The organism is Azotobacter chroococcum, from assembly GCF_002220155.1.
Classification (GTDB): Bacteria; Pseudomonadota; Gammaproteobacteria; order Pseudomonadales; family Pseudomonadaceae; genus Azotobacter; species Azotobacter chroococcum.
In genome coordinates this window covers 164990-185000 of sequence record NZ_CP011835.1, presented here as the reverse complement: position 1 = coordinate 185000, position 20011 = coordinate 164990, and the positions used below count along the sequence as shown (strand labels likewise).

General features: G+C 67.0%; 23 protein-coding genes. 15 read left to right on the top strand and 8 right to left on the bottom strand.

All coding sequences use genetic code 11. From position 1 onward, the window contains the following. The first annotated feature begins 142 nt into the window (after positions 1–142). From ACG10_RS00885 to ACG10_RS00830, 12 genes are all read left to right on the top strand, one after another. Entirely contained in the window at positions 143–1315 is a 1173-nt protein-coding gene (locus tag ACG10_RS00885; RefSeq protein WP_089166767.1) for a Re/Si-specific NAD(P)(+) transhydrogenase subunit alpha, read from the top strand. 11 nt (positions 1316–1326) lie between these two features. Beyond that, complete coding sequence (locus ACG10_RS00880; protein WP_089166766.1) at positions 1327–1635, top strand: NAD(P) transhydrogenase subunit alpha; 309 nt, start codon at positions 1327–1329, stop codon at positions 1633–1635. Then, entirely contained in the window at positions 1636–3069 is a 1434-nt protein-coding gene (locus ACG10_RS00875) for an NAD(P)(+) transhydrogenase (Re/Si-specific) subunit beta (protein ID WP_089166765.1), read from the top strand. A 157-nt stretch (positions 3070–3226) separates the two neighbouring features. Next, the gene (locus ACG10_RS00870; RefSeq protein ID WP_089166764.1) at positions 3227–3547 is read left to right on the top strand and encodes a DUF2388 domain-containing protein; all 321 of its coding nucleotides are present in this window, start codon (positions 3227–3229) and stop codon (positions 3545–3547) included. Between the two features lie 303 nt (positions 3548–3850). After that, positions 3851–4165: a DUF2388 domain-containing protein gene (locus ACG10_RS00865; RefSeq protein ID WP_089166763.1), complete on the top strand. Its 315-nt coding sequence runs from the start codon at positions 3851–3853 to the stop codon at positions 4163–4165. Beyond that, positions 4162–6156: a DUF7844 domain-containing protein gene (locus ACG10_RS00860; RefSeq protein WP_089166762.1), complete on the top strand. Its 1995-nt coding sequence runs from the start codon at positions 4162–4164 to the stop codon at positions 6154–6156. The genes ACG10_RS00865 and ACG10_RS00860 overlap by 4 nt, the downstream gene beginning before the upstream one ends. A 30-nt stretch (positions 6157–6186) precedes the next feature. After that, complete coding sequence (locus ACG10_RS00855; RefSeq protein WP_089166761.1) at positions 6187–6612, top strand: OsmC family protein; 426 nt, start codon at positions 6187–6189, stop codon at positions 6610–6612. Between the two features lie 150 nt (positions 6613–6762). Next, on the top strand, positions 6763–7668 hold the full coding sequence (locus ACG10_RS00850; RefSeq protein ID WP_089169758.1) for an AEC family transporter: 906 nt from the start codon (positions 6763–6765) through the stop codon (positions 7666–7668). A 175-nt stretch (positions 7669–7843) separates the two neighbouring features. Next, positions 7844–9562, top strand: coding sequence for a Na/Pi cotransporter family protein (locus tag ACG10_RS00845; RefSeq protein WP_089169757.1), 1719 nt, complete (start codon positions 7844–7846; stop codon positions 9560–9562). Positions 9563–9659: 97 nt separating this feature from the next. After that, on the top strand, positions 9660–10673 hold the full coding sequence (locus ACG10_RS00840) for a DUF5924 family protein (RefSeq protein WP_089169756.1): 1014 nt from the start codon (positions 9660–9662) through the stop codon (positions 10671–10673). A gap of 148 nt (positions 10674–10821) precedes the next feature. After that, positions 10822–11307: an acyl-CoA thioesterase gene (locus ACG10_RS00835; protein ID WP_089166760.1), complete on the top strand. Its 486-nt coding sequence runs from the start codon at positions 10822–10824 to the stop codon at positions 11305–11307. 79 nt (positions 11308–11386) lie between these two features. Next, positions 11387–11794 (top strand): DUF3301 domain-containing protein, encoded by a 408-nt coding sequence (locus tag ACG10_RS00830; protein ID WP_089166759.1) that lies wholly within the window; start codon positions 11387–11389, stop codon positions 11792–11794. 12 nt (positions 11795–11806) lie between these two features. Here ACG10_RS00830 and ACG10_RS00825 read toward each other — a convergent pair whose 3' ends face one another. Together ACG10_RS00825 and ACG10_RS00820 are read right to left on the bottom strand one after the other, a co-directional pair. Next, a complete protein-coding gene (locus ACG10_RS00825) occupies positions 11807–12688 on the bottom strand; it encodes an alpha/beta fold hydrolase (RefSeq protein WP_089166758.1) in 882 nt (293 codons plus the stop codon). 81 nt (positions 12689–12769) lie between these two features. Then, entirely contained in the window at positions 12770–13738 is a 969-nt protein-coding gene (locus ACG10_RS00820) for a CobW family GTP-binding protein (protein ID WP_089166757.1), read from the bottom strand. Positions 13739–13856: 118 nt separating this feature from the next. Here ACG10_RS00820 and ACG10_RS00815 point away from each other — a divergent pair, with 118 nt between their 5' ends. From ACG10_RS00815 to ACG10_RS00805, 3 genes are all read left to right on the top strand, one after another. Beyond that, entirely contained in the window at positions 13857–14210 is a 354-nt protein-coding gene (locus tag ACG10_RS00815) for an NADH:ubiquinone oxidoreductase (protein WP_089166756.1), read from the top strand. A gap of 16 nt (positions 14211–14226) precedes the next feature. Further along, positions 14227–14409, top strand: a complete 183-nt coding sequence (locus tag ACG10_RS00810; protein WP_089166755.1) for a hypothetical protein — start codon at positions 14227–14229, stop codon at positions 14407–14409. A gap of 502 nt (positions 14410–14911) precedes the next feature. Next, on the top strand, positions 14912–15292 hold the full coding sequence (locus ACG10_RS00805) for a hypothetical protein (RefSeq protein WP_089166754.1): 381 nt from the start codon (positions 14912–14914) through the stop codon (positions 15290–15292). 345 nt (positions 15293–15637) lie between these two features. Here ACG10_RS00805 and ACG10_RS00800 read toward each other — a convergent pair whose 3' ends face one another. From ACG10_RS00800 to ACG10_RS00775, 6 genes are all read right to left on the bottom strand, one after another. Continuing rightward, positions 15638–16180, bottom strand: coding sequence for a flavodoxin (locus ACG10_RS00800; protein ID WP_089166753.1), 543 nt, complete (start codon positions 16178–16180; stop codon positions 15638–15640). A 244-nt stretch (positions 16181–16424) separates the two neighbouring features. After that, positions 16425–17747 (bottom strand): ATP-dependent Clp protease ATP-binding subunit ClpX, encoded by a 1323-nt coding sequence (gene clpX, locus ACG10_RS00795; protein ID WP_089166752.1) that lies wholly within the window; start codon positions 17745–17747, stop codon positions 16425–16427. Next, entirely contained in the window at positions 17740–18621 is an 882-nt protein-coding gene (gene nifM / locus ACG10_RS00790; RefSeq protein ID WP_089166751.1) for a nitrogen fixation protein NifM, read from the bottom strand. Before nifM ends, clpX begins: the two co-directional genes overlap by 8 nt. Further along, on the bottom strand, positions 18611–19087 hold the full coding sequence (locus ACG10_RS00785) for a nitrogen fixation protein NifZ (RefSeq protein ID WP_039800894.1): 477 nt from the start codon (positions 19085–19087) through the stop codon (positions 18611–18613). Before ACG10_RS00785 ends, nifM begins: the two co-directional genes overlap by 11 nt. A gap of 20 nt (positions 19088–19107) precedes the next feature. Then, on the bottom strand, positions 19108–19455 hold the full coding sequence (gene nifW, locus ACG10_RS00780; RefSeq protein ID WP_039800887.1) for a nitrogenase-stabilizing/protective protein NifW: 348 nt from the start codon (positions 19453–19455) through the stop codon (positions 19108–19110). Continuing rightward, entirely contained in the window at positions 19452–19991 is a 540-nt protein-coding gene (locus tag ACG10_RS00775) for a hypothetical protein (protein ID WP_089166750.1), read from the bottom strand. The genes nifW and ACG10_RS00775 overlap by 4 nt, the downstream gene beginning before the upstream one ends. Positions 19992–20011: the final 20 nt, after the last annotated feature.

Here is a 20011-nt window from a genome sequence, read left to right as displayed (position 1 = left end):
ACGCAACCTTGCCGAATGCGGATGACACCGACAGTGCTGTTGCGTAAGGGCCATGGCTGACTAGCGTTTCGCTATACCCGACCGGGGTTCTGCCGAGCCTTGGTCCAGGGAAGAGTTACGAAATCAAACAAGGAGAATAGATGTGCATATTGGCGTTCCACTAGAAACCCACATCGGGGAAACAAGGGTTGCCGCTACACTGGAAACGGTGAAGAAACTGGTCAGCCAGGGCCACACCGTGACTGTGCAGAGCGGCGCCGGCGTCGGAGCCAGCCTTCCGGACAGCGCTTTCGAAGCCGTCGGCGCGAAGATCGGCGATGCGGCGACCGCTCTCGGGGCCGACCTCGTTCTCAAGGTCGTCGCTCCCAGCCCGGCCGAACTGGCGCAGATGAAGACTGGCGCAGTGCTGGTCGGCATGCTCAACCCCTTCGACGATGACAATATCGCGCGCATGGCCGAACGCGGCATCACCGCCTTCGCCCTGGAGGCGGCGCCGCGCACCTCGCGGGCACAGAGCCTCGACGTGCTGTCCTCGCAGGCCAACATCGCCGGCTACAAGGCGGTGATCCTCGCGGCCAACCACTACCCGCGCTTCATGCCGATGCTGATGACCGCCGCCGGAACGGTGAAAGCGGCCCGCGTGCTGATCCTTGGTGCTGGCGTCGCCGGTCTGCAGGCGATCGCCACGGCCAAGCGCCTGGGCGCTGTGATCGAAGCCTCCGATGTACGCCCGGCGGTGAAGGAGCAGATCGAATCCCTCGGCGCCAAGTTCGTCGACGTCCCCTTCGAAACCGACGAGGAGCGCCAGTGCGCCGAGGGTGTCGGCGGCTATGCCCGGCCGATGCCGCCGTCGTGGATGGAGCGCCAAGCCAAGGCCGTGCATGAACGCGCCAAACAGGCCGACATCGTCATCACCACCGCGCTGATTCCCGGCCGCAAGGCACCAACCCTGCTGCACGAAGCCACCGTGCAGGAAATGAAACCCGGCTCGGTGGTCGTCGATCTCGCCGCCGCACAGGGCGGCAACTGCCCGCTGACGGTGCCCGACGAGGTCGTGGTCCGCCACGGGGTGACCATCGTCGGCCACAGCAACCTGCCTGCGTTGGTAGCGGCCGATGCCTCCGCGCTCTATGCACGCAACCTGCTGGATTTCCTCAAGCTGATAGTCGACAAGGATGGTCAGTTCCGCCTCGACCTGGAAGACGACATCGTCAAGGCCTGCCTGATGTGCGAAGGCGGCCGGGTCGTGCGGACCAACGGCAGCGCGCCCGGCGCTGTAAACGCAGCACCGCGGACAACAAAAGAAAACGCATAAGGGTAATAAAGATGGACCTGATTTCTGACGGGCTTTACAACCTGATCATCTTCGTGCTGGCGATCTACGTCGGCTATCACGTGGTGTGGAACGTCACACCCGCCCTGCACACCCCGCTGATGGCAGTGACCAACGCGATTTCCGCGATCGTCATCGTCGGCGCCATGCTCGCCGCGGCGCTCACCGAGACAGGACTAGGCAAGCTGATGGGCACCCTCGCCGTGGCCCTGGCCGCGGTCAACGTGTTCGGCGGCTTCCTGGTCACCCGGCGCATGCTGGAAATGTTCAAGAAGAAACCGGCAAAGGCGGAGGCCAAATAAATGAGCATGAACCAGATCACCCTGCTCTACCTGGTCGCCTCGGTGTGCTTCATCCAGGCGCTGAAGGGCCTTTCGCACCCCACCAGCTCGCAGCGCGGCAACCTGTTCGGCATGGCCGGCATGGCCCTTGCCGTCCTCACCACCCTGGCCCTGGTATTCAAGCTGAATGCCGAGATCGCCGGCAGCGGCATCGCCTTCGTCATCCTCGGCCTGCTCGTCGGCGGCGGCGTCGGCACCCTGATGGCCAGGCGCGTCGAAATGACCAAGATGCCCGAGCTGGTCGCCTTCATGCACAGCATGATCGGCCTCGCCGCGGTGTTCATCGCCATCGCCGCAGTGCTGGAGCCGCAGTCGCTGGGCATCGTCCAGACCATGGACGCGCCGATCCCGGCCGGCAACCGCCTGGAACTGTTCCTCGGCGCGGCGATTGGCGCCATCACCTTCTCCGGATCGGTGATCGCCTTCGGCAAGCTCTCCGGCAAGTACAGGTTCCGCCTGTTCCAGGGCACGCCGGTGCGCTTCCAGGGCCAGCACCAGATCAACCTGTTGGTCGGCCTGGCCATCCTCGGCCTCGGCCTGATCTTCACCTTCACCGGCAATGCCGGCGCCTTCGCCCTGCTGCTGCTGCTGGCCTTCGCCATTGGCGTGCTGCTGATCATCCCCATCGGCGGCGCCGACATGCCGGTGGTGGTGTCGATGCTCAACAGCTACTCGGGCTGGGCTGCGGCCGGCATCGGCTTCTCGCTGAACAACTCGATGCTGATCGTCGCCGGCAGCTTGGTCGGCTCGAGCGGCGCGATCCTCTCCTACATCATGTGCAAGGCGATGAACCGCTCGTTCGTCAACGTGCTGCTCGGCGGCTTCGGCGCCGACGCCACCGCCAGCGCCGAGGCCTCCCAGGAACAGCGCAGCGTCAAGTCCGGCTCGGCGGACGATGCTACCTTCCTGTTGTCCAACGCCGACAGCGTGATCATCGTTCCCGGCTACGGCCTGGCAGTGGCTCGTGCCCAGCATGCCCTGAAGGAGCTGGCGGAAAAGCTCACCGAGCATGGGGTCGACGTGAAGTTCGCCATCCACCCGGTCGCCGGCCGCATGCCCGGGCACATGAACGTGCTGCTGGCCGAGGCTGAACTGCCCTACGAGCAGGTCTACGAGATGGAGGACATCAACTCCGAATTCGGCCAGACCGACGTGGTGCTGGTGCTCGGCGCCAACGACGTGGTCAACCCGGCGGCGAAGAACGATCCCAAGTCGCCGATCGCCGGCATGCCGATCCTGGAAGCCTTCAAGGCCAAGACCATCATCGTCAACAAGCGCTCCATGGCCAGCGGCTATGCGGGCCTGGACAATGAGCTGTTCTATCTGGACAAGACCATGATGGTGTTCGGCGACGCCAAGAAGGTGCTCGAGGATATGGTCAAGGCTGTGGCATAAGGCCTGCCTTGCCCCGGCTTCCGGACAACCGGCGGCCGGGGCAAGGCGACTGGCAATCTGGAGTGATCGTCCGTTCCTTTTTCGACTACTCTATTTTGGCCAGCCATGACAGGGGCCGAACCTTGTCACTGTCCCCATCCAACAAGGAGTGTATTTCATGCCCCGCCTGTCCCTACTGATTGCCGCTGCCCTGCTCGCTGCGGCCACCAGCGCCTCGGCCACCAGCCTCGTTGTCACCACCGATGCGGTCGGCCGCGCCACCGTCGGCAGCAGCGATGCCACCTCCGATGCCTCTTCCTCCGACGACGACGATGACAAGCTGGTGCGGGAAGCCCGCGACGACGCCGCCAGCTTCGTCGCCTCCCAGGGCGAGATCCGCGGCGCCAGGCTGGAAGCAGCCCTGCAGCATATCCGCCACCAGACGCCCCAGCTCGAAGCCAGCGACATGCAACTAGCCGAGGCCATTCTCGCGCACTGAGATTGCATCGGCAGCCGGCCACGCCCGGGTACCCGGGCATGCAAGGCGCGATCATCGATCTTGCAAGGCACTGGCTGGCCAAACTCCATCGCTGCGGCATGACCAACGAATCCGCACGGGCACAGCTCCCACCGACGTTATCCACCTGTCCCGGGGTACTGGTCCATCCGCCGGGATTCCTTTAGCCTTTCCCACCCCCATGGAGGCCGGCTGCCGCTTGAGCGGCACATGCCATCGAACCATTGGCAAGCCCCGGACCGCCGCTCCAATCAATTGTCTCTTGCCGTAACCGAGATATCCGCCATGCGTCATTCTCTGCTCGCCATCACCCTGCTGCTGCTCAGCGCCACCACCCAGGCCCAGACCCTGAAGGCCACCAGCAACATCGTGGTACGCGCCCTCGACCGCACCGTCGACTTCACCTCCGACACCACCACCTCGATCCGCGACATGAAGGTGGTGATCGATGCTCGCGACGATGCCGCCAGCTTCGTCGCCAGCGCTGGCGAAATCCGCGGCGCACAGCTGGAAGCCGCCCTCGGCGCAATCCGCGAGCGCCTGCCGGAAACCCGCGAAGCCAGCGACCAGGCCCTGGCCGAAGCCATCCTCGCCCAGTGAGCAGACTCGGCGTCGGGCTGCTCGGCGCAGCCCTGCTGCTGGCCAGCGCCGGCCTGCAGGCCGAACTGCGCCTCACCTTGCACACCGCGGGCCTGAACGAGGCCCAGCGTCAGGCCAGCCAGACCCTGCTCGACCAAGCCCAGGCTGCTCTGCCGCCACGCCTGCGTGAACAGCTGGATCGCACCGTGGAAGTGCGCTGGAGCGGCCACCTGCCGGAAAACGGCTACGGCCGCGCCAGCCGCCCCGACCGCCTCGAACTCAACGCCCGCCTGCTGCCGGGGCTGGCCGACGGCTCGGCGGCCAACGCCCGGACCGGCCGCTCCCACGGCACGGTGCGCCGCGAACTGCTGGCCACGGTGCTGCACGAACTGACCCACCTCTACGACCGCAGCCGCGCCTGGCCGGCGGAGCACCGGCTGCTGTTGAAGCGCTGCAGCCAACAAGCCGGCAGCCTCGGCCCGGTCGGCCTGGCGGAGCGCTGCCGCGGCCAGACCGGGCGCCGCTTCACCCTTTCCGACGACCCGCGCCTGCTGGATCTGGCCGGCTGGCAGCAGGCCGTCGGTCGCCGCGGCGAGCGCGAGCGCGACAACGGCCAGGTGGCGCGCAGCCCGGATCTCTACGAGCTGAGCAATCCCCGCGAATTCGTCGCGGTGAACCTCGAGTACTTCCTGCTCGATCCCACCTATGCCTGCCGGCGCCCTTCGCTGTACCGCTACTTCCGGGAGCACTTCGGCTGGGCGCCGGCGGCGCGTACGGAGTGCCCGCCGAGCTATCCCTACCTCAACGCCGGCCGCGACTTCGCCCGCCAGCCCCTCGGCCAGCTCGATCCGGAACGGGTCTACGAGGTCGACTACCTGTTCGCCGAGGCCAACGACAACTGGGTCAGCCGCTGGGGCCACAGCATGCTGCGCCTGGTGATCTGCGCCCCTGGCCGTCCGCGCGGACCGGCCTGCCGACTGGATCTGGAGCATCATCTGGTGCTCTCCTACCGCGCCTTCGTCGGCGACGTGCAGCTTTCCAGCTGGGACGGCCTGACCGGCAGCTACCCCTCGCGCCTGTTCGTTCTGCCGCTGTCCCAGGTGATCGACGAATACACCAAGGTCGAGCTGCGCGGCCTGGCCTCGGTCCCGCTCCGGCTCAGCGACGAGGAACGCCGTGCGCTGGTCGAGCGCGCCGCCGAACAGCACTGGAGCTACGACGGCGACTACTGGTTTCTGTCCAACAATTGCGCGGTGGAAACCCTCAAGCTGCTGCGCACCGGCACTGCCCACGACGAGCTGGAGAGCCTCGACAGCATCATGCCCAATGGCCTGCTCGAGCTGCTGGTCGGCCGCGGCCTGGCCGATCGCAGCCGGCTGGACGATCCGCGGGAGGCGCTGCGCCTGGGCTACCGCTTCGACTCCTTCCGCGAGCGCTATCAAGCGATGTTCACGATCCTGCGCCAACGCCTGACGGTGCCCCAGAAAAGCGTCGAAGACTGGCTCACCCTGCCCGCCGACGAACGCCACCCCTGGTTCGCCCGCGCCGACCTGCGCGCCAGTGCCGCCCTGCTGCTGCTTGAACAGGCCGCCATGCATCGTCAGCTGCTACTCGCCCAGGAGGAGCTCAAGCAGCGCTACCTCAGCCACCGCGAGGGCCGCAACACCGGGCCAGACATGGCCAGGGCCGGCGACACCCTGAACAAGATCCTCGCCAGCAGCGGCTTCCTGAGCCGCCCGGCGGAGCTGCTCGACGGTGGCTATGGCCTGCCGCAGGCCGGCGAATGGCCGCGCCTCGAACAGCAGAGCGCCGCCCGCCACCAGGGTCTGCGCCAGCTCAACGACGAACTCGACCGGGAATTGCGCGCCCTGCTGCTGCCCGAGCGCCTGGCCGAACTGCAGGCCGTCGAGGCCAATCTCCGTCGACTCGGCGAGCACCTGCGTGCCCTGCACAAGGCCGCCAATGGCCTGCAACTGCCCGGCGCCGAACTTGTCCGCCCGGCGCCCCTCTGATGAAGACACCCACTCAGCGGAGGACACACCATGAAAAGGACCGGATCGGCCGTCTGGCAGGGCAACCTGAAGGAAGGTAAAGGCAGCCTCAGTACCCAGAGCGGCGCGCTCAAGGAACAACCCTACGGCTTCAACACCCGCTTCGAGGACCAGCCCGGCACCAACCCCGAGGAACTGATCGGTGCGGCCCATGCCGGCTGCTTCTCCATGGCGCTGGCCAAGATGCTGGGCGATGCAGGCCTGACCCCGGAGCGGCTGGAAACCCAGGCCGAGGTCAGTCTGGAAAAGCAGGGCGAGGGCTTCGCCATCACCGCCGTCGACCTGACCCTCAGGGCCCGGGTGCCGGGCGCCACGCCCGAGCGGCTCGATGAAATCGCCAACCAAGCGAAGGAAGGCTGCCCGGTCTCCAAGCTGCTGAATGCCCGGATCAACCTGAAGGCCACCCTGGAAGGCTGAGCCCGGGGGCGGCCTTGACCGCGCGGCTGCCTCTGCCCAGGCTCTTCGCGGGCAAGTCCGCTCCCCCACAGCGCTTGTGCACATCGAGCGCTTGCCTCGCATATCCGCCCCTGCCCAAGATGATCGTTCTCGGGAATGCTGGGGATTTTCATGCCTGCTCTGCTGCTGGCCCTCTGGCCGCTGTTCGCCCTGATCGTCGGCGGCCACCTGCTGCGCCGCCGGGACCTCCTCGGCGAAGGCTTCTGGCCCGGTGCCGAGCGACTGAACTACTTCATCCTGTTCCCCGCCCTGCTGTTCCACAGCCTGGCCGGCGCGCCGCTGGACAACCCGGTCCTGCCGCGCCTGGCGGCAGCCGCGCTGCTGGGGCTCGCCCTGGCCTGGACCGCCCTGCTGCTGGGCCGGCGGCTGCGCGGCTGGCCTGCCGCACGCTTCGGCGCCCTCGCCCAGGGCCTGCTGCGCTTCAACACCTATCTCGGCCTGGCGGCGATCGGCAGCCTGTTCGGTCCGCCGGGGCTGGCTCTGGCGGCACTGATGCTGGCCTTGCTGGTGCCGGCGGTGAACCTGCTGTCGGTCTGGGCGCTGAGCGCCGAGCGCGGGGTCGGTGCCCGCACACTGCTGCTGCCGATCCTGAAGAACCCGCTGATCCTCGCCTGCCTGGCCGGCGCACTGGTCAACCTGACGGGACTGGCGCTGCCCGCCGGCAGCGAACGGCTGCTGTCCCTGCTCGCCGCCGCCAGTCTGCCGCTAGGCCTGCTCTGCGTCGGCGCCGCCCTGCAGCCACGGGAACTCGCCGGGGAGCTGCCGACCCTGGCCTGGAACTGCGCCCTGCGCCTGCTGGCCATGCCGCTGCTCGCCTGGGCCGTGGCCTGCCTGCTCGCCCTGCCGGCCCTGGAAAGCAGCGTGCTGGTGCTGTTCTTCGCCCTGCCCACCGCCCCCACCGCCTACGTGCTGACCCGCCAGCTGGGCGGCGACGGCCACCTGATGGCCGGCCTCATCACCCTGCAGACCCTGCTGGCGGCCGCCAGCCTGCCGCTGGTGCTGACACTGCTGCCCTGACCCGGACACAGGCCGAACCCTCCGCCCAGCGCCCGACAGGCCCCTCCTTTCGGCGAAACAGGACACTTTATGACAGAAATATGATATGAATCAAAAAAAGCGCCCCGGGCATGTTCATTGCTACAGATGAACAGGTTGGCGTTCCTCATTGTCCTACTGCCAGGGGGGCCTCAGCATGCTAACGCTGCTTCACCTGCTGTCTGCCATCGCCCTGCTCGTGTGGGGCACCCATATCGTCCGTACCGGCATCCTGCGCGTCTACGGCGCGCAGCTGCGCCGACTGCTCAGCCACAGCATGCGCCGGACGCCCCTGGCCTTCCTCGCCGGCATCGGCATCACCGCACTGGTGCAAAGCAGCAACGCCACGGCCCTGCTGGCCAGCGCCTTCGTCGCCGAGGGGCTGATGGCCCTGGCCCCGGCGCTGGCGGCCATGCTCGGCGCGGATGTCGGCACGGCCGTGATGGCGCGGGTGCTGACCCTCGATCTGTCCTGGCTGTCGCCGCTGCTGCTGCTGTGCGGCGTGAGCCTGTTCCTTGCGCAGAAGCAGAATCCCGCCGGCCAGCTCGGCCGGGTGGCGATCGGCCTTGGCCTGATCATGCTCGCCCTCGAGCTGATCGTCGCGGCCAGCGAGCCCATCACCCATGCCCAGGGCCTGGGGCAGCTGTTCGCCGCGCTGACCGGCGACCTCCTGCTCGCCGCCGTGATCGGCGCCCTGTTCGCCATGCTCACCTATTCCAGCCTGGCCACGGTGCTGCTCACCGCCACCCTGGCCGGTGCCGGGCTGATCGATCTGCCGCTGGCCATCGGCCTGGTGATCGGCGCCAACATCGGCAGCGGCGTGCTCGCCTACCTCAACAGCAGCCTGCTGGCCGCCGCCGGACGGCGGGTCGCCCTCGGCAACCTGCTCTACAAGCTGCTCGGCCTGCTGGTGCTTCCGCTGCTCGACCCGCTGGCGGCCTGGATGCAGCAGCTGCCGCTCAGCCTGCAGGACCAGGTGATCGGCTTCCACCTGGCCTACAACAGCCTGCGCTGCCTGCTGCTGCTGCCCAGCGTCACCCTGATGGCGCGCCTGTGCACCCGTCTGCTGCCGGAGCGAGCGACGGAAAAGAGCAGCACGGTCCAGCCACGCTATCTCGATCCGGATGCGCTGCCCACGCCGACCCTGGCGCTGGCCAATGCGGTGCGCGAGACCCTGCGCCTCGGCGATCTGGCCGAGCAGATGCTCGGCCATCTGCAGGACGTGCTGCAGGAGCCACGGGCTGAGGCGGGCCGCGAACTCCGCCGGCTCGAGGACGATCTGGACCGCCTCTACGGGGCGGTGAAGCTGTATCTGGCCAAGCTGCCGCGGGAGGCGCTGGACGAGGCCGAAGATCGCCGCTGGGCAGAGATCATCGAGCTGGCGGTCAACCTGCGGCAGGCCGGCTATATCCTCGCCAAGATGCAGCGCAGGGCCGAGCGGCAGAGCGTCACCCGCATCGACCTGGAGGAACTGGCGGAACTGCATGCCGAACTGCTGGCCAACCTGCGTCTGGGGCTGAACGTGTTTCTCTCCGGCGATCCGCGCAGCGCGCGTCAGCTGCTGCGCCAGAAGCGCCGCTTCCGCGCCCTCGAACGGCGCCTGGCGCACGCCCATGTCGACCGCCTACACCGCCAGGTGCTGCACAGCCCCGTGACCGGCTCGGCCCATCTGGAGCTGCTGGAGGACATGAAGCGCCTCAACTCGCTGTTCTGCTGCAGCGCCTACGTGGTGCTGGAGGCCGAGGACCAGGCCGCCGACCGTCCGGACGAGCAGCCCGGACAGGACCGGCTGGACGGCGAACTGCGCCGCCTGCTGCTCGACGACGCGGCGAACGGGCCGGCGAGTCGAGCCACGGGCGGCACGGCAGCAGGCTGAGGGCGTAGCGGAGCAGGCGACCGGACGGCAGGACCGCCGAGCACGCCATGCCGCTAGAATTCGCCTCCCGCGCCCCGATGATGCCGTCATGCACTCCATGCCGTCCTGGAAAATCCGTCTCCAGCCACTGATCGCCCTGGCCAGCCGCCATCCCCGCCTGCTCGCCCTGTTCGGCTTCGTATCCGGCCTTGCCAGTTTCCTGCTGGTCGAACGCAAGGAAAGCCTGGCCAGCCTCATCGCCCTGGTGATGCTGGTGAGCTGGGTCTGGCTGCTGCTGGAGAACCTGCTGACCCGCAGCCTCAGCCGCTGGTTGGGGCTGGAGTTGCCACCGCCGCTGCTGCGCTACGCGACGCAGATGATCCACCAGGAAAGCCTGTTCTTCGTCCTGCCGTTCTTCTTCACCACCACCACCTGGAACAGCGGCCAGGCCGCCTTCACCAGCCTGCTCGGCCTGGCCGCGCTGGTGTCGATCGTCGATCCGCTGTACTACCGCTGGCTGGCGCCGCGGCGCCTGGCCTTCATGGCCTTCCACTGCCTGACCCTGTTCGCCGTGCTGCTCACCACCCTGCCGCTGATCTACCAGCTGGCGACGCCGCAAAGCTACCGGCTGGCCCTGGGCAGTGCCGTGCTGCTGGCCTTCCCCAGCCTGCTCGGCGCGCTGTGCGGGCAGAACTGGCGGCGCTGGCTGGCCATGCTCGGCCTGCTCGCCGCGCTGGGCGGCGCCGGCTGGTGGGCGCGCGCCTGGGTGCCGCCGGCCACCCTGTGGCTGAACGCAGCGGCGGTGACTCTGGAAGTGGACGGGCGCAACCGCGAAGCGGGCGCCAGCCTCAAGCGCATCAGCCTGGCCCAGCTGCAGGCGCGGGGGCTCTACGCCTATACCGCGATCCATGCCCCGCGCGGGCTGAACGAGCGCATCTACCACGTCTGGCGACACGCCGGCCGGGAGGTGGACCGCATTCCCCTGGAGATCCACGGCGGCCGCCAGGAAGGCTATCGGGCCTGGAGCCGCAAGCGGCGCTTCCCCGCCAACGCCCTCGGCCGCTGGGAGGTTCGCGTGCAGACTGAGGCCGGCCAGTTGATCGGCGTGCTGCGTTTTAGGGTCGTCGAATAGTCCCGCCACGGCCTGAAACGGCCGTCCCAGACCGCCGGACTGCATCTTTCGTCGCGAGCATGGCAATTAGCTGCAGGCAAATGCGCATAATTCGGTTATCGTTGCGGCATTCCGTCCCACCCCACCATTAGGCTACTAGGAGATCCCTATGGAATATGGTAACGCCCAGTTGACGATGACCGTGCTGATGACGCCGGATATGGCCAACTTCTCCGGCAACGTGCACGGCGGCACGCTGCTCAAGCTGCTCGACGAGGTCGCCTATGCCTGCGCCAGCCGCTACGCCGGCTGCTACGCGGTGACCCTCTCGGTGGATCAGGTGACCTTCCGCCAGCCGGTCCATGTCGGTGAACTGGTGACCTTCCTCGCCTCGGTCAACTATACTGGCAGTTCATCCATGGAGATCGGCATCCGGGTCGTCACCGAGAACATCCGCGAGCGCACCGTACGCCATACCAACAGCTGCTTCTTCACCATGGTGGCCCTCGACGGAAACCGCAAGCCCACCCAGGTACCGCCGCTGCAGCCCACCACGGAACAGGAAAAACGCCGTTACGAACAGGCCAAGCGGCGCCGCGAGCTGCGTCAGGAACTGGAAGCACGCTACCGGCAGATCAAGAACAAGGCCTCTTGATCCAGACGACGAATGCACAGGCGTCGTCCGGCGGATCGACTAAGCTGGGCTCGACGTTACAGGTAAAACAACAACAATCATGCTGACTCTCGCCAACCTGTTCATTCTGTTGCTGCTGGCCGGCATCGGTGCCTGGCTGTGGCATACCCATGGTCTGCGTGAGCGGGCCTTGGCCGCGGTCAGGCAGCACTGCGCGAAGACCGACGTCGCACTGCTCGACGACAACGTCGCCCTGCGCAGTTTCGGCCTGCACCCCGACGCCCGCGGCCGCCAGCGCATGGCGCGGATCTACGATTTCGAATTCACCGTCACCGGCGAACAGCGCTACAACGGCAGTATCGTCATGTTCGGCCGCCATGTCGCGCGCATCGAACTGGGCGCCCATCCCTTTCCCGCTCCCCCCCAGCCACCTCATCAATCCGCCGAGGTGATCCAGCTCGACCAGTGGCGCCGCGAACATCCCCTGCACAGGCAACACCACCACTGAGCCCCGCGCGCCTCACCCCTCCTGCAGCAGAAAGGCAGCCACCCGTTCGGCACTCTCCTCGGGCCGCTCCTGCATGAAGCAGTGCCCGCCCGGCAGCGTACGGGCGGAGACGTGGGGACTCATGGCGCACCAGCGCGCCGTCGAGCGAGCGATGAAGGGGAAGCTGTACTGGCCGTTGAGCAGCAGGGTCGGCGTGCGCACCCCGGCCAGCGCCGACCAGAGTCGCCGCGGGCAGGAGTTGAAGATCTCGACTTCACGACTGGGCGGGCATTTCAGTTCGACGCCGCCGTCCGCCGCCTCCCTCAGGGCGTGCCGGACGTAGGCACGCAGCGCCGCATCGCTCCAGCCCCTGAAGACGCCACGCCCGTGCAGGCAGGCGTAGGCGCTGGCCCGATCCGGCCAGTGCCGGCGGCGCGTCGCCGACTGGCGTGCCAGGGTGTTGAAACGCTGCAGCCCGAAGAACTCGGCAAAACCCAGCATGCCGATCATCGCCCGGCCGAACAGCACCGGATCGAGCAGCACCGCGCGCTGAAACAGCGCCGGCTCGCCGGCCAGGATCAGACAGCTCAGCACCCCGCCGAAGCTGTGCCCGCAGGCGTGGCGCGGCACCTGGCCAAAACGCCCGAAGCCGGCCTGGAAGGCCTCCAGCGCCAGCTCGGCGGTACGGTTCCAGCCCAGGAAGCGGCCGCCGTGGTCGCTGTCGCCATGCCCCTGGACATCGCACAGCCAGAGGTCGAAGTCCGCAGCCAGCGCGCGCAGCAGCGGCTCGTAGGTCCTGCCGCAGAAACCGTTGCCATGCAGGAAGTGCAGCAGCGGCCTGCCGCTCGGCGCAGTGTGCCAGCCGCGCAGGGTGAAGCCGGCCGAAGTGGCGTGGGACCAGGGATGCAGGATCATGCGCACCCTCCATGGGCGAAGAAGGACGGCCAGTGTAGCCGCCCAGCCCGGCGCGCGGCCACGCACCGGCGGCCAGGAGACTCAGCCGGGCAGGCGACAGGCTGCCATTCCGGCCTTGAGCACGGCCTCGTCCTGGGCCTCGGCGAAGATCAGTTCAAGCCGCGAATCCCGGCGCCACTCGCTGGGCTGCCAGTGGACCGGCTCGCCGTTCAGCGCGTTGCCGGACAGCCAGCCGGCCTCGCTGTGCAGGATCAGCTTGGCGCGCCGCCAGGGCAGTCCGGCCAGCCAGCGCTGGACGCGCGACCGCTCGAAACGCTGGCTGGCATGCCAGCGCCAGCCGATGCTCCAGCCCTCGGCCAAGGTCTGGCTGGCACAGACCGGGCGGCCCGGATCGAGCCAGAGCTCCGCCAGCGCCGCTGCCGCAGCCGGCAGCTCAGCAGCCGATAGCCCGGCGCCTGGCGCGGCGACCAGCCCCGGCAGCAGCGCCAGCGGCAATGCGCCCTGGCAGGTCCAGTACAGCGGATGCGGCGGCAGTCGCTCGGCCAATTGCGCACGGGCCGGCCCGTCCAGCGACTCCGCCTTGTTCAGCACCAGCAGCCCGGCCAGCGCCAGCGCCTCCGCCTGGCTCGGCGGCAATGCCTCGCCGGCGGCCAGCGCAGCGGCATCCAGCACCAGCACGACAGGCTGCAGCGCCAGCACCCCGGCCCAGGGCGGCGCGCCGAGCTGGCGCCACAGCGCGGCCGGATGACCGAGTCCGGAAGGCTCGATCAGCAGGCGGTCGGGCCGGGCCTTGCGCAGCAGGCGCGTCAGGCCGACCTGGAAGGGCGCACCATTGACGCAGCACAGGCAGCCGCCGGCGACTTCGGCGAAGGCGATGCCGTCCGCGCCGGTGTCCAGCAGGGCGGCATCCAGGCCGATCTGGCCGAATTCGTTGATCAGCACCGCCCAGCGCTCGGCCGCCGGCTTCTGCGCCAGCAGCTGGCGGATCAGGCTGGTCTTGCCCGCGCCGAGAGGGCCGGCGATCAGGTGGGTGGGAATGTTCTTTAGCATCCGTGCATGGTGGGGCTTTTTGCACGGAGCGGGAAGCCCGTCGCGGCGAAGCCGCCCGATGGCGGCGGCGGGCGAGCGCGGCGTGCTAGAGTCGCGCGCCCGTACCGGAGGAATCCCCATGCGCCCGCTCCTGCTGCTCCTGTCGCTCGCCCTGTCCGGCCAGGCCCTGGCCGATGCCTGTACGGTGCACAGCCGGGGCGAGCGGGTCGAGGTGCGGATCTGCCAGGAAAACCGCAGCATTCCGGCCAAGCTGTTCCGCGAAGGCTTCTGCCAGCCGCAACTGGCCGGCCAGCAGGTCGAGGTGAGCTTCGCCGAGCACTGTCCGCAGGGTAGCTTCGGCATCTGCCGCGAGGCGCGGGTCGAGGGCACGCCCTATCGTCAGGATATCCACTACTACGGCGTCGCCAGCGATGCCCGTTACCTGAAACCCGCCTGCGAAGACCAGAGTGGCGGCCGCTGGATCACGCCCTGACGCTCGGCGCCGCACGGTGAAGACCGTACGCTCCCCCCGCCGCCGTTTCGTGGTCGGCGATCAGGTCGAAATCCGCGGCAACCGCCTGCACCTCAAGGCGAGCGACAACGCCGCCACCTTGGCCGACGCCAACGCCAACGCCAACGCCAACGCCAACGCCAACGCCAACGCCAACGCCAGCGTGCGCCCCCTGCGCTGAGGGTGGCTGCGGCCCGGAACCTCCGACCGGGCCGCGACACTGCCGGCCAGGCAGAGCGCAGCAGTCCGGAGGCAGCATGGCAGCCCCGCGCCCCCTCCTCTCTTGCCTTGCCCGGCCCCTCGCATCCGCGCCAAGCGCTTCCACTCCGAAAACCAGCCGCGCCGCATCCTCCTGCGCGAACTTCCGCCTCGTACTTCCCATTCACGGCAACACGACGCAAAAGCCTGACCGGCCAACGCGGTCCTGCCGCCGCCCGCGATACCATCCACACCATCCACAGATGCCCAAAGCACAGAATTGCGCAGTCTTTCTTGATCCAGATCAATGAAGGCGCTGTTTTCTGTGAGAAACCAGACAAATCCTTGTCGCCATTGCCACACTTTGTCGCTCATGGCGGCAGCCTGTTTTCTTAAGCAATTGATTTTTAACGATTAATTATCTGGCACAGTTCGTGGATATCTAAAGGCCAAAGGCTGATGCAACCTTCTCCGGAGGACCCGTCATGAAAAAGCTCGGCACCCTGGCTCTGACCCTCACCCTGCTGGCTGCAGGCGGTGCGCATGCCGCCGAGGTCCTTGAGGAAACCAAGGACCAGACCTCCGGCAAGTCGGTCGGCGGCATGAGCGGCATGATGGTCGGTGCCATCGGCGGTCCGATCGGCATGCTGGTCGGCGCCGGCATCGGTGCGCTGTTCGGCGGCGAAGCCCAGGATGCCGCCGGCCTCAGCGAACGGGCCTACAAGGTCCGCACTGCCGACGGCGAGGAGAAGGTGCTGCGCTCTCCGAACAACGAACTGGTTGTCGGCGAACAGGTCGAAACCCGCGGCAACCGCCTGTATCGCGAAGCCAACACCCTGGCCGATGCCCGCGACAGCTATCGCTGAGTTCGCGTTCGCAACCCTTTAAGTCGTCGGGTCTGACCGTCCTCCCATCCGGGCAGGCCTGACGCATTTCTACCGCCTGACCTCGCTCTCTCCGAGGGACGAGGCATCCCGGCGGGCAACGAGTCTGTCCGGCAGGCGCGACTGTACGGGTCATGCGCTCGTACGGCGCTGATGTCACGATCAACCAAGAGACGGCAAGGCAAGTCGCAAGAGCAGATATCCGGCTAAAGCAGCCGGTCGCCTTGCGGCGAGACAGCACGCGCCGAACGGCGCATACAGCAGGGAAGAAAGAGGAAATAGCCGGTCAGCCGGCCATGCAGCAAAGCTGCATGACCGGATCGACCCTTACAGGGACAGGCCGAACTCGGGAGCGATCTGTGCCAGCCAGGCAGCGACGCGCTCGTCGGTCTTGCCGCTCTGGTTGTCCAGGTCCAGCGCCAGGCCGACGAACTTGCCGTCAACCACTGCGGTGGAGCTTTCGAACTCGTAGCCGTCGGTCGACCAGGCGCCTACGACCTTGGCACCACGCTCGGTGAAGAAGGAATGCAGTTCACCCATGGCATCGAGGTAATTCTCGGGATAGCCGACCTGGTCGCCCAGACCGAACAGAGCCACGGTCTTGCCGCTGAAATCCAGGCCTTCGATCTTCGGCAGGAATTCTTCCCAGCTCTCGCTCTCGCAGTCGGTGGACAGACCGGGGAGTTCGCCATCGCCGAGGGTCGGGGTACCCAGGATCAGGAACTGGTACTGGGCGAAGTCTTCCGCGGAAACACGGTTGACGTTCACTGCATCGGACATGGTTTCGTCGTCGAAACGCTTCTTGATCGACTTGGCGACCTTGCGGGTTTTACCGGTGTTGCTACCGAAGAAGAGTCCAATCTTGGCCATAACTTAACCTCTGGCTGCGTGCATGAGATGCGTGGTCGGGGGCGCCAGTCTCCGGGCTTGCAGACCTGGCTGGCCGGTGATTGATAGCAAGAAGCAGACCACTCACCGGAACCCGAGCACATTTACCAACTTATTGATTTACAAGCATTTTTTCTGACTGCAAAAAAACCTGTCGCAAATGCGACGCTAAGAGGGCGGCAGACAGGCAGGCCTTGTCGTTTTTACAACAGCTCTTTACAGCACCTCAAAGATCGGCCGACAACACGGATTTTTCCTCCACCGCCACGGGCGAACCGGGCTGGACCCGCTCGCTGCCGTCCTCGGCCTGCCGGGTCAGGACCTGCAGCGAACTGCTGCCATCCTCGCGCTCGACCAGATCCAGGGTGCAGACCCGCAGCAGCGGCTGCGAGGGCATGTTGAACATGGTCTGCTGCAGGGACGCCTCCAGTACCGCACGCAGGCCGCGGGCACCGGTCTTGCGGGCCAGCGCCTGGTCGGCGATGTGGCTGAGGGCCGCATCGGTGATCACCAGCTCGACGCCCTGATAGGCGAACAGCTGCTTGTACTGCCTGACCAGCGCGTTGCGCGGTTCGGTGAGGATGCGCAGCAGGGTGGCGTGATCGAGTTCCTGGAGGAAGGTGATGATCGGGAAGCGGCCGATGAATTCGGGAATCAGGCCGAACTCGTGCAGGTCATCCGGCAGCAGCGAGGCCATCAGCTCGTTGATCGACGGGGCTTCCCGGCGCGGCTGGGCATGGAAGCCGATGCCGGTGTTCTTCGGCTGGATGCGGCTGGAGACCAGCGCCTCCAGGCCGGGAAAGGCGCCACCGGCGATGAACAGGATGTTGCGGGTATCCACCACCTGCTCTTCGCTGTGCTCGTTGCGCCGCCCGGACTTGCTGATGCGCACCTCGGCGCCTTCGACCATCTTCAGCAGGGCCTGCTGCACGCCTTCGCCGGAGATGTCGCGCACCGCCGTGCCGCCACCGCTGCGCTTGGCCAGCTTGTCCACCTCGTCGAGGTAGACGATGCCCCACTGCGCCTGCTGCACGTCGCCACCGGCCGCATCGAGCAGGCGGGTGATGATGCTGTCGACGTCATCACCGACATAGCCGGCCTGGGTCAGGGTGGTGGCGTCGGCCATCGCGAAGGGAACCCCGAGGATGCGCGCCAGGGTGCGCACCAGCAGGGTCTTGCCGGTGCCTGAAGGGCCGGCCATGAGGATGTTGGACTTCTCCAGCTCGACTTCTTCGCCGAGCTGGCAGACCGGCTCGCGGTCGCAGTTGAGCAGCCGCAGGTAATGGTTGTAGACCGCGACCGCCAGGGTTTCCTTGGCCGCTTCCTGGCCGATCACCGACTCGTCCAGGTGCTTCTTGTATTCCGCGGGGGTGCGCAACTGCGGCGCCAGCTGCTGGTTCTTGCGCCGCTGTCCCCAGCTGCTGACCACCTGATGGGCCAGCTTGACGCAGGCTTCGCAGATCCGCCCGTCGTTGCCGGCGATCAGCGGGACGGTCGGGCTCTTTTCCGCACCGCAGAACGAGCAGCAGGGTTTGTCCGTTTTATCCATGGGCGAGGTTCTCCAAAGTGGCGTTTTGTTGGAGCAGGCTTTCCAGCCATTTGCGCTGATACGCCTTGCGCTGCCGGAGCTGAAGCCTGTCGCGCAGACGCGGCAGGATTTCCTCGAGGGTGAGCTGTCGGGCGGGGCTCACGCTTTCGCAGAACAGCACGTGAAAACCGATCGGCGACTCCAGCACGGGACTCAGTTCCCCCTGTGCCATCTGGAACAGGCAGGCGTCCAGTTCAGGATAGAGCGTCCCCGGAACCACCTCGCCAAGCAACCCGCCCTGCATCGCGGTGGGGCATTCGGAATGCTTCGTCGCCTGTTCCGCGAAGCGCTCCGGCTTGCCGCGCAGCCGCTTGAGGATCGCCTCGATGCGCGTCCGGGCGGCCTCGCGGGTGTTTTCCGGGAAGTCCTCGTTGATGGTGACCAGGATGTGCCGGGCCTTGTGCCGGGCAGGCACCTTGAACTGCTCGGCATGGTTGAAGTAGTAGAGGCTCACGTCGGTATCGCTGATCTCCGGCAGGCCGGCGCAGATGCAGTCGAGCACAGCCTGGACCTTGAGCTCCCGGGCCAGCATGGCGCGCATGCCGACGGCCTCCAGGCCCTGGGCGTCGAGGGCCTGCTGCAGTGCCTCGGCCGACTCGTAGCGATTGGCGATCTGCGTCCAGGCCTCTTCGACCTGGGACGCCGGAATCACCACGCCGGCCGCATCCGGGCTGCGCAGCACGGCATCCTCGATGTGCTTCTGCCGGCCGATGATGCGCTCGGCCTGCTGGAGCTGCTCCTCGCTGAGTTCACCGGGCGCGCAGCCGAACTGCTCGTGGGCGATCTTCAGCAGGTAGTAACGGCTGTCGCCGTCGCCGGGACGCTCAAAGCTCATCGAGCACCTCCATCGCCGCCTCGGTCTCGGCCATCACCAGACTCTGCTCGGGCACCTGCAGCACCAGCCCGTCGCCGAAATGCACGTGGTACTGGATACCAAGCTCGGACTCGTCGCGCAGCACCTTCATGATGCTGCCGAGCTGGCCCCGCGTCACCAGCACCTGACCGCGCACGGCGAGGCTGCGGGTGGCGATCACGTTGTCACGGAACTCGAACAGGTTGGGAATCCAGGGGGCCGAGGCGAGGATCAGCTCCTCCTCACGGCAACCGACGGTGCGCCCCTCGTTGAGAAAATGCACGCGATAGATCAGCTGGTCCTGCAGGTAGGTGCCGACGTCGTACACGCAGCCCACCGCACCGCGGCGAATGAGCAGAGCGCCGGTATCCATGCCCGGATAGGTGCCGTCGTTACGCACGTTGCGGATCAGACGTACCTCATCACCATATTCAAACTGCGGCAGCATGGCGCCTCCCCCTTCTGTGCTCAGCTCAACAGCTGGTCGATGGAAACGAAGGTCTTCTGCGGCTCGTGCATGCGGAAGACCTTGAACACCTTCTCGGTCAGGGCGTCGGATTCGACGAAGTCCAGGTAGGCGCGCGCCAGCAGCTGCTGGAACACCGCATAGCGGGCCTGATCGTCATGCTCGTCCAGATCGCCGGCCTTGGTCAGGTAGTCGTGATAGCGCTGCATGATGTGCAGGCGGTTGACGTGCACGACCGTCTGATCGAAGGGCACGCCGAAAAACTCCAGGAAGTCTTCGGCCGAGACCAGCTCGTCCATGGCCTCGTCCAGGGTCAGGTCGGAATCCGGGGAAAAGGGTTGCACGGTCATGGTCGTATCTCCGCGTTGGCCGCAGTGGGGAAAATCAGGATTTCAGCGCTGTGCTCGGCCAGCACGTCCAACAGCAGCCTGGCACCCAGGCGGTTGTCCGTGTCCAGCTCGACGACCTTGACGAGCATGGCCTTGCCCTGCTCGAACCGGCCCAGACGCAGGCTCAGATAGCCGGCGCCCTTGAGCGCCAGCAGGTAGAAACGCAGGAGACCGATGCCCCGCTCGGCCGCCACGGCAAGGTGGTCGGCATCGATCTCGCTCCAGTTCGCGGGCAGCAGCAGCCGGGGGCCGACCACCTCCAGCGCCCGCCGGGCGATCTGCAGGGCAGCCTCGTAGCGATGCTGGTAATAATAGAAGCGGTACAGGCCGACCAGCACCGTCAGGTCGTCCGGGGCGAGGGCCTGCGCCTCGAGCAGCGGCTGCTCGGCGGTGCCCTCGGCGTACTGCTCGGCGGCCGCGGCCAGACGGGCCGCCACCTCCGGGGCGAGCGGCTCGTCGAAATACAGATGGGCGCTGTCGAAATCCTGCAGATCCATACTCAATCGCTCCCCTTGGC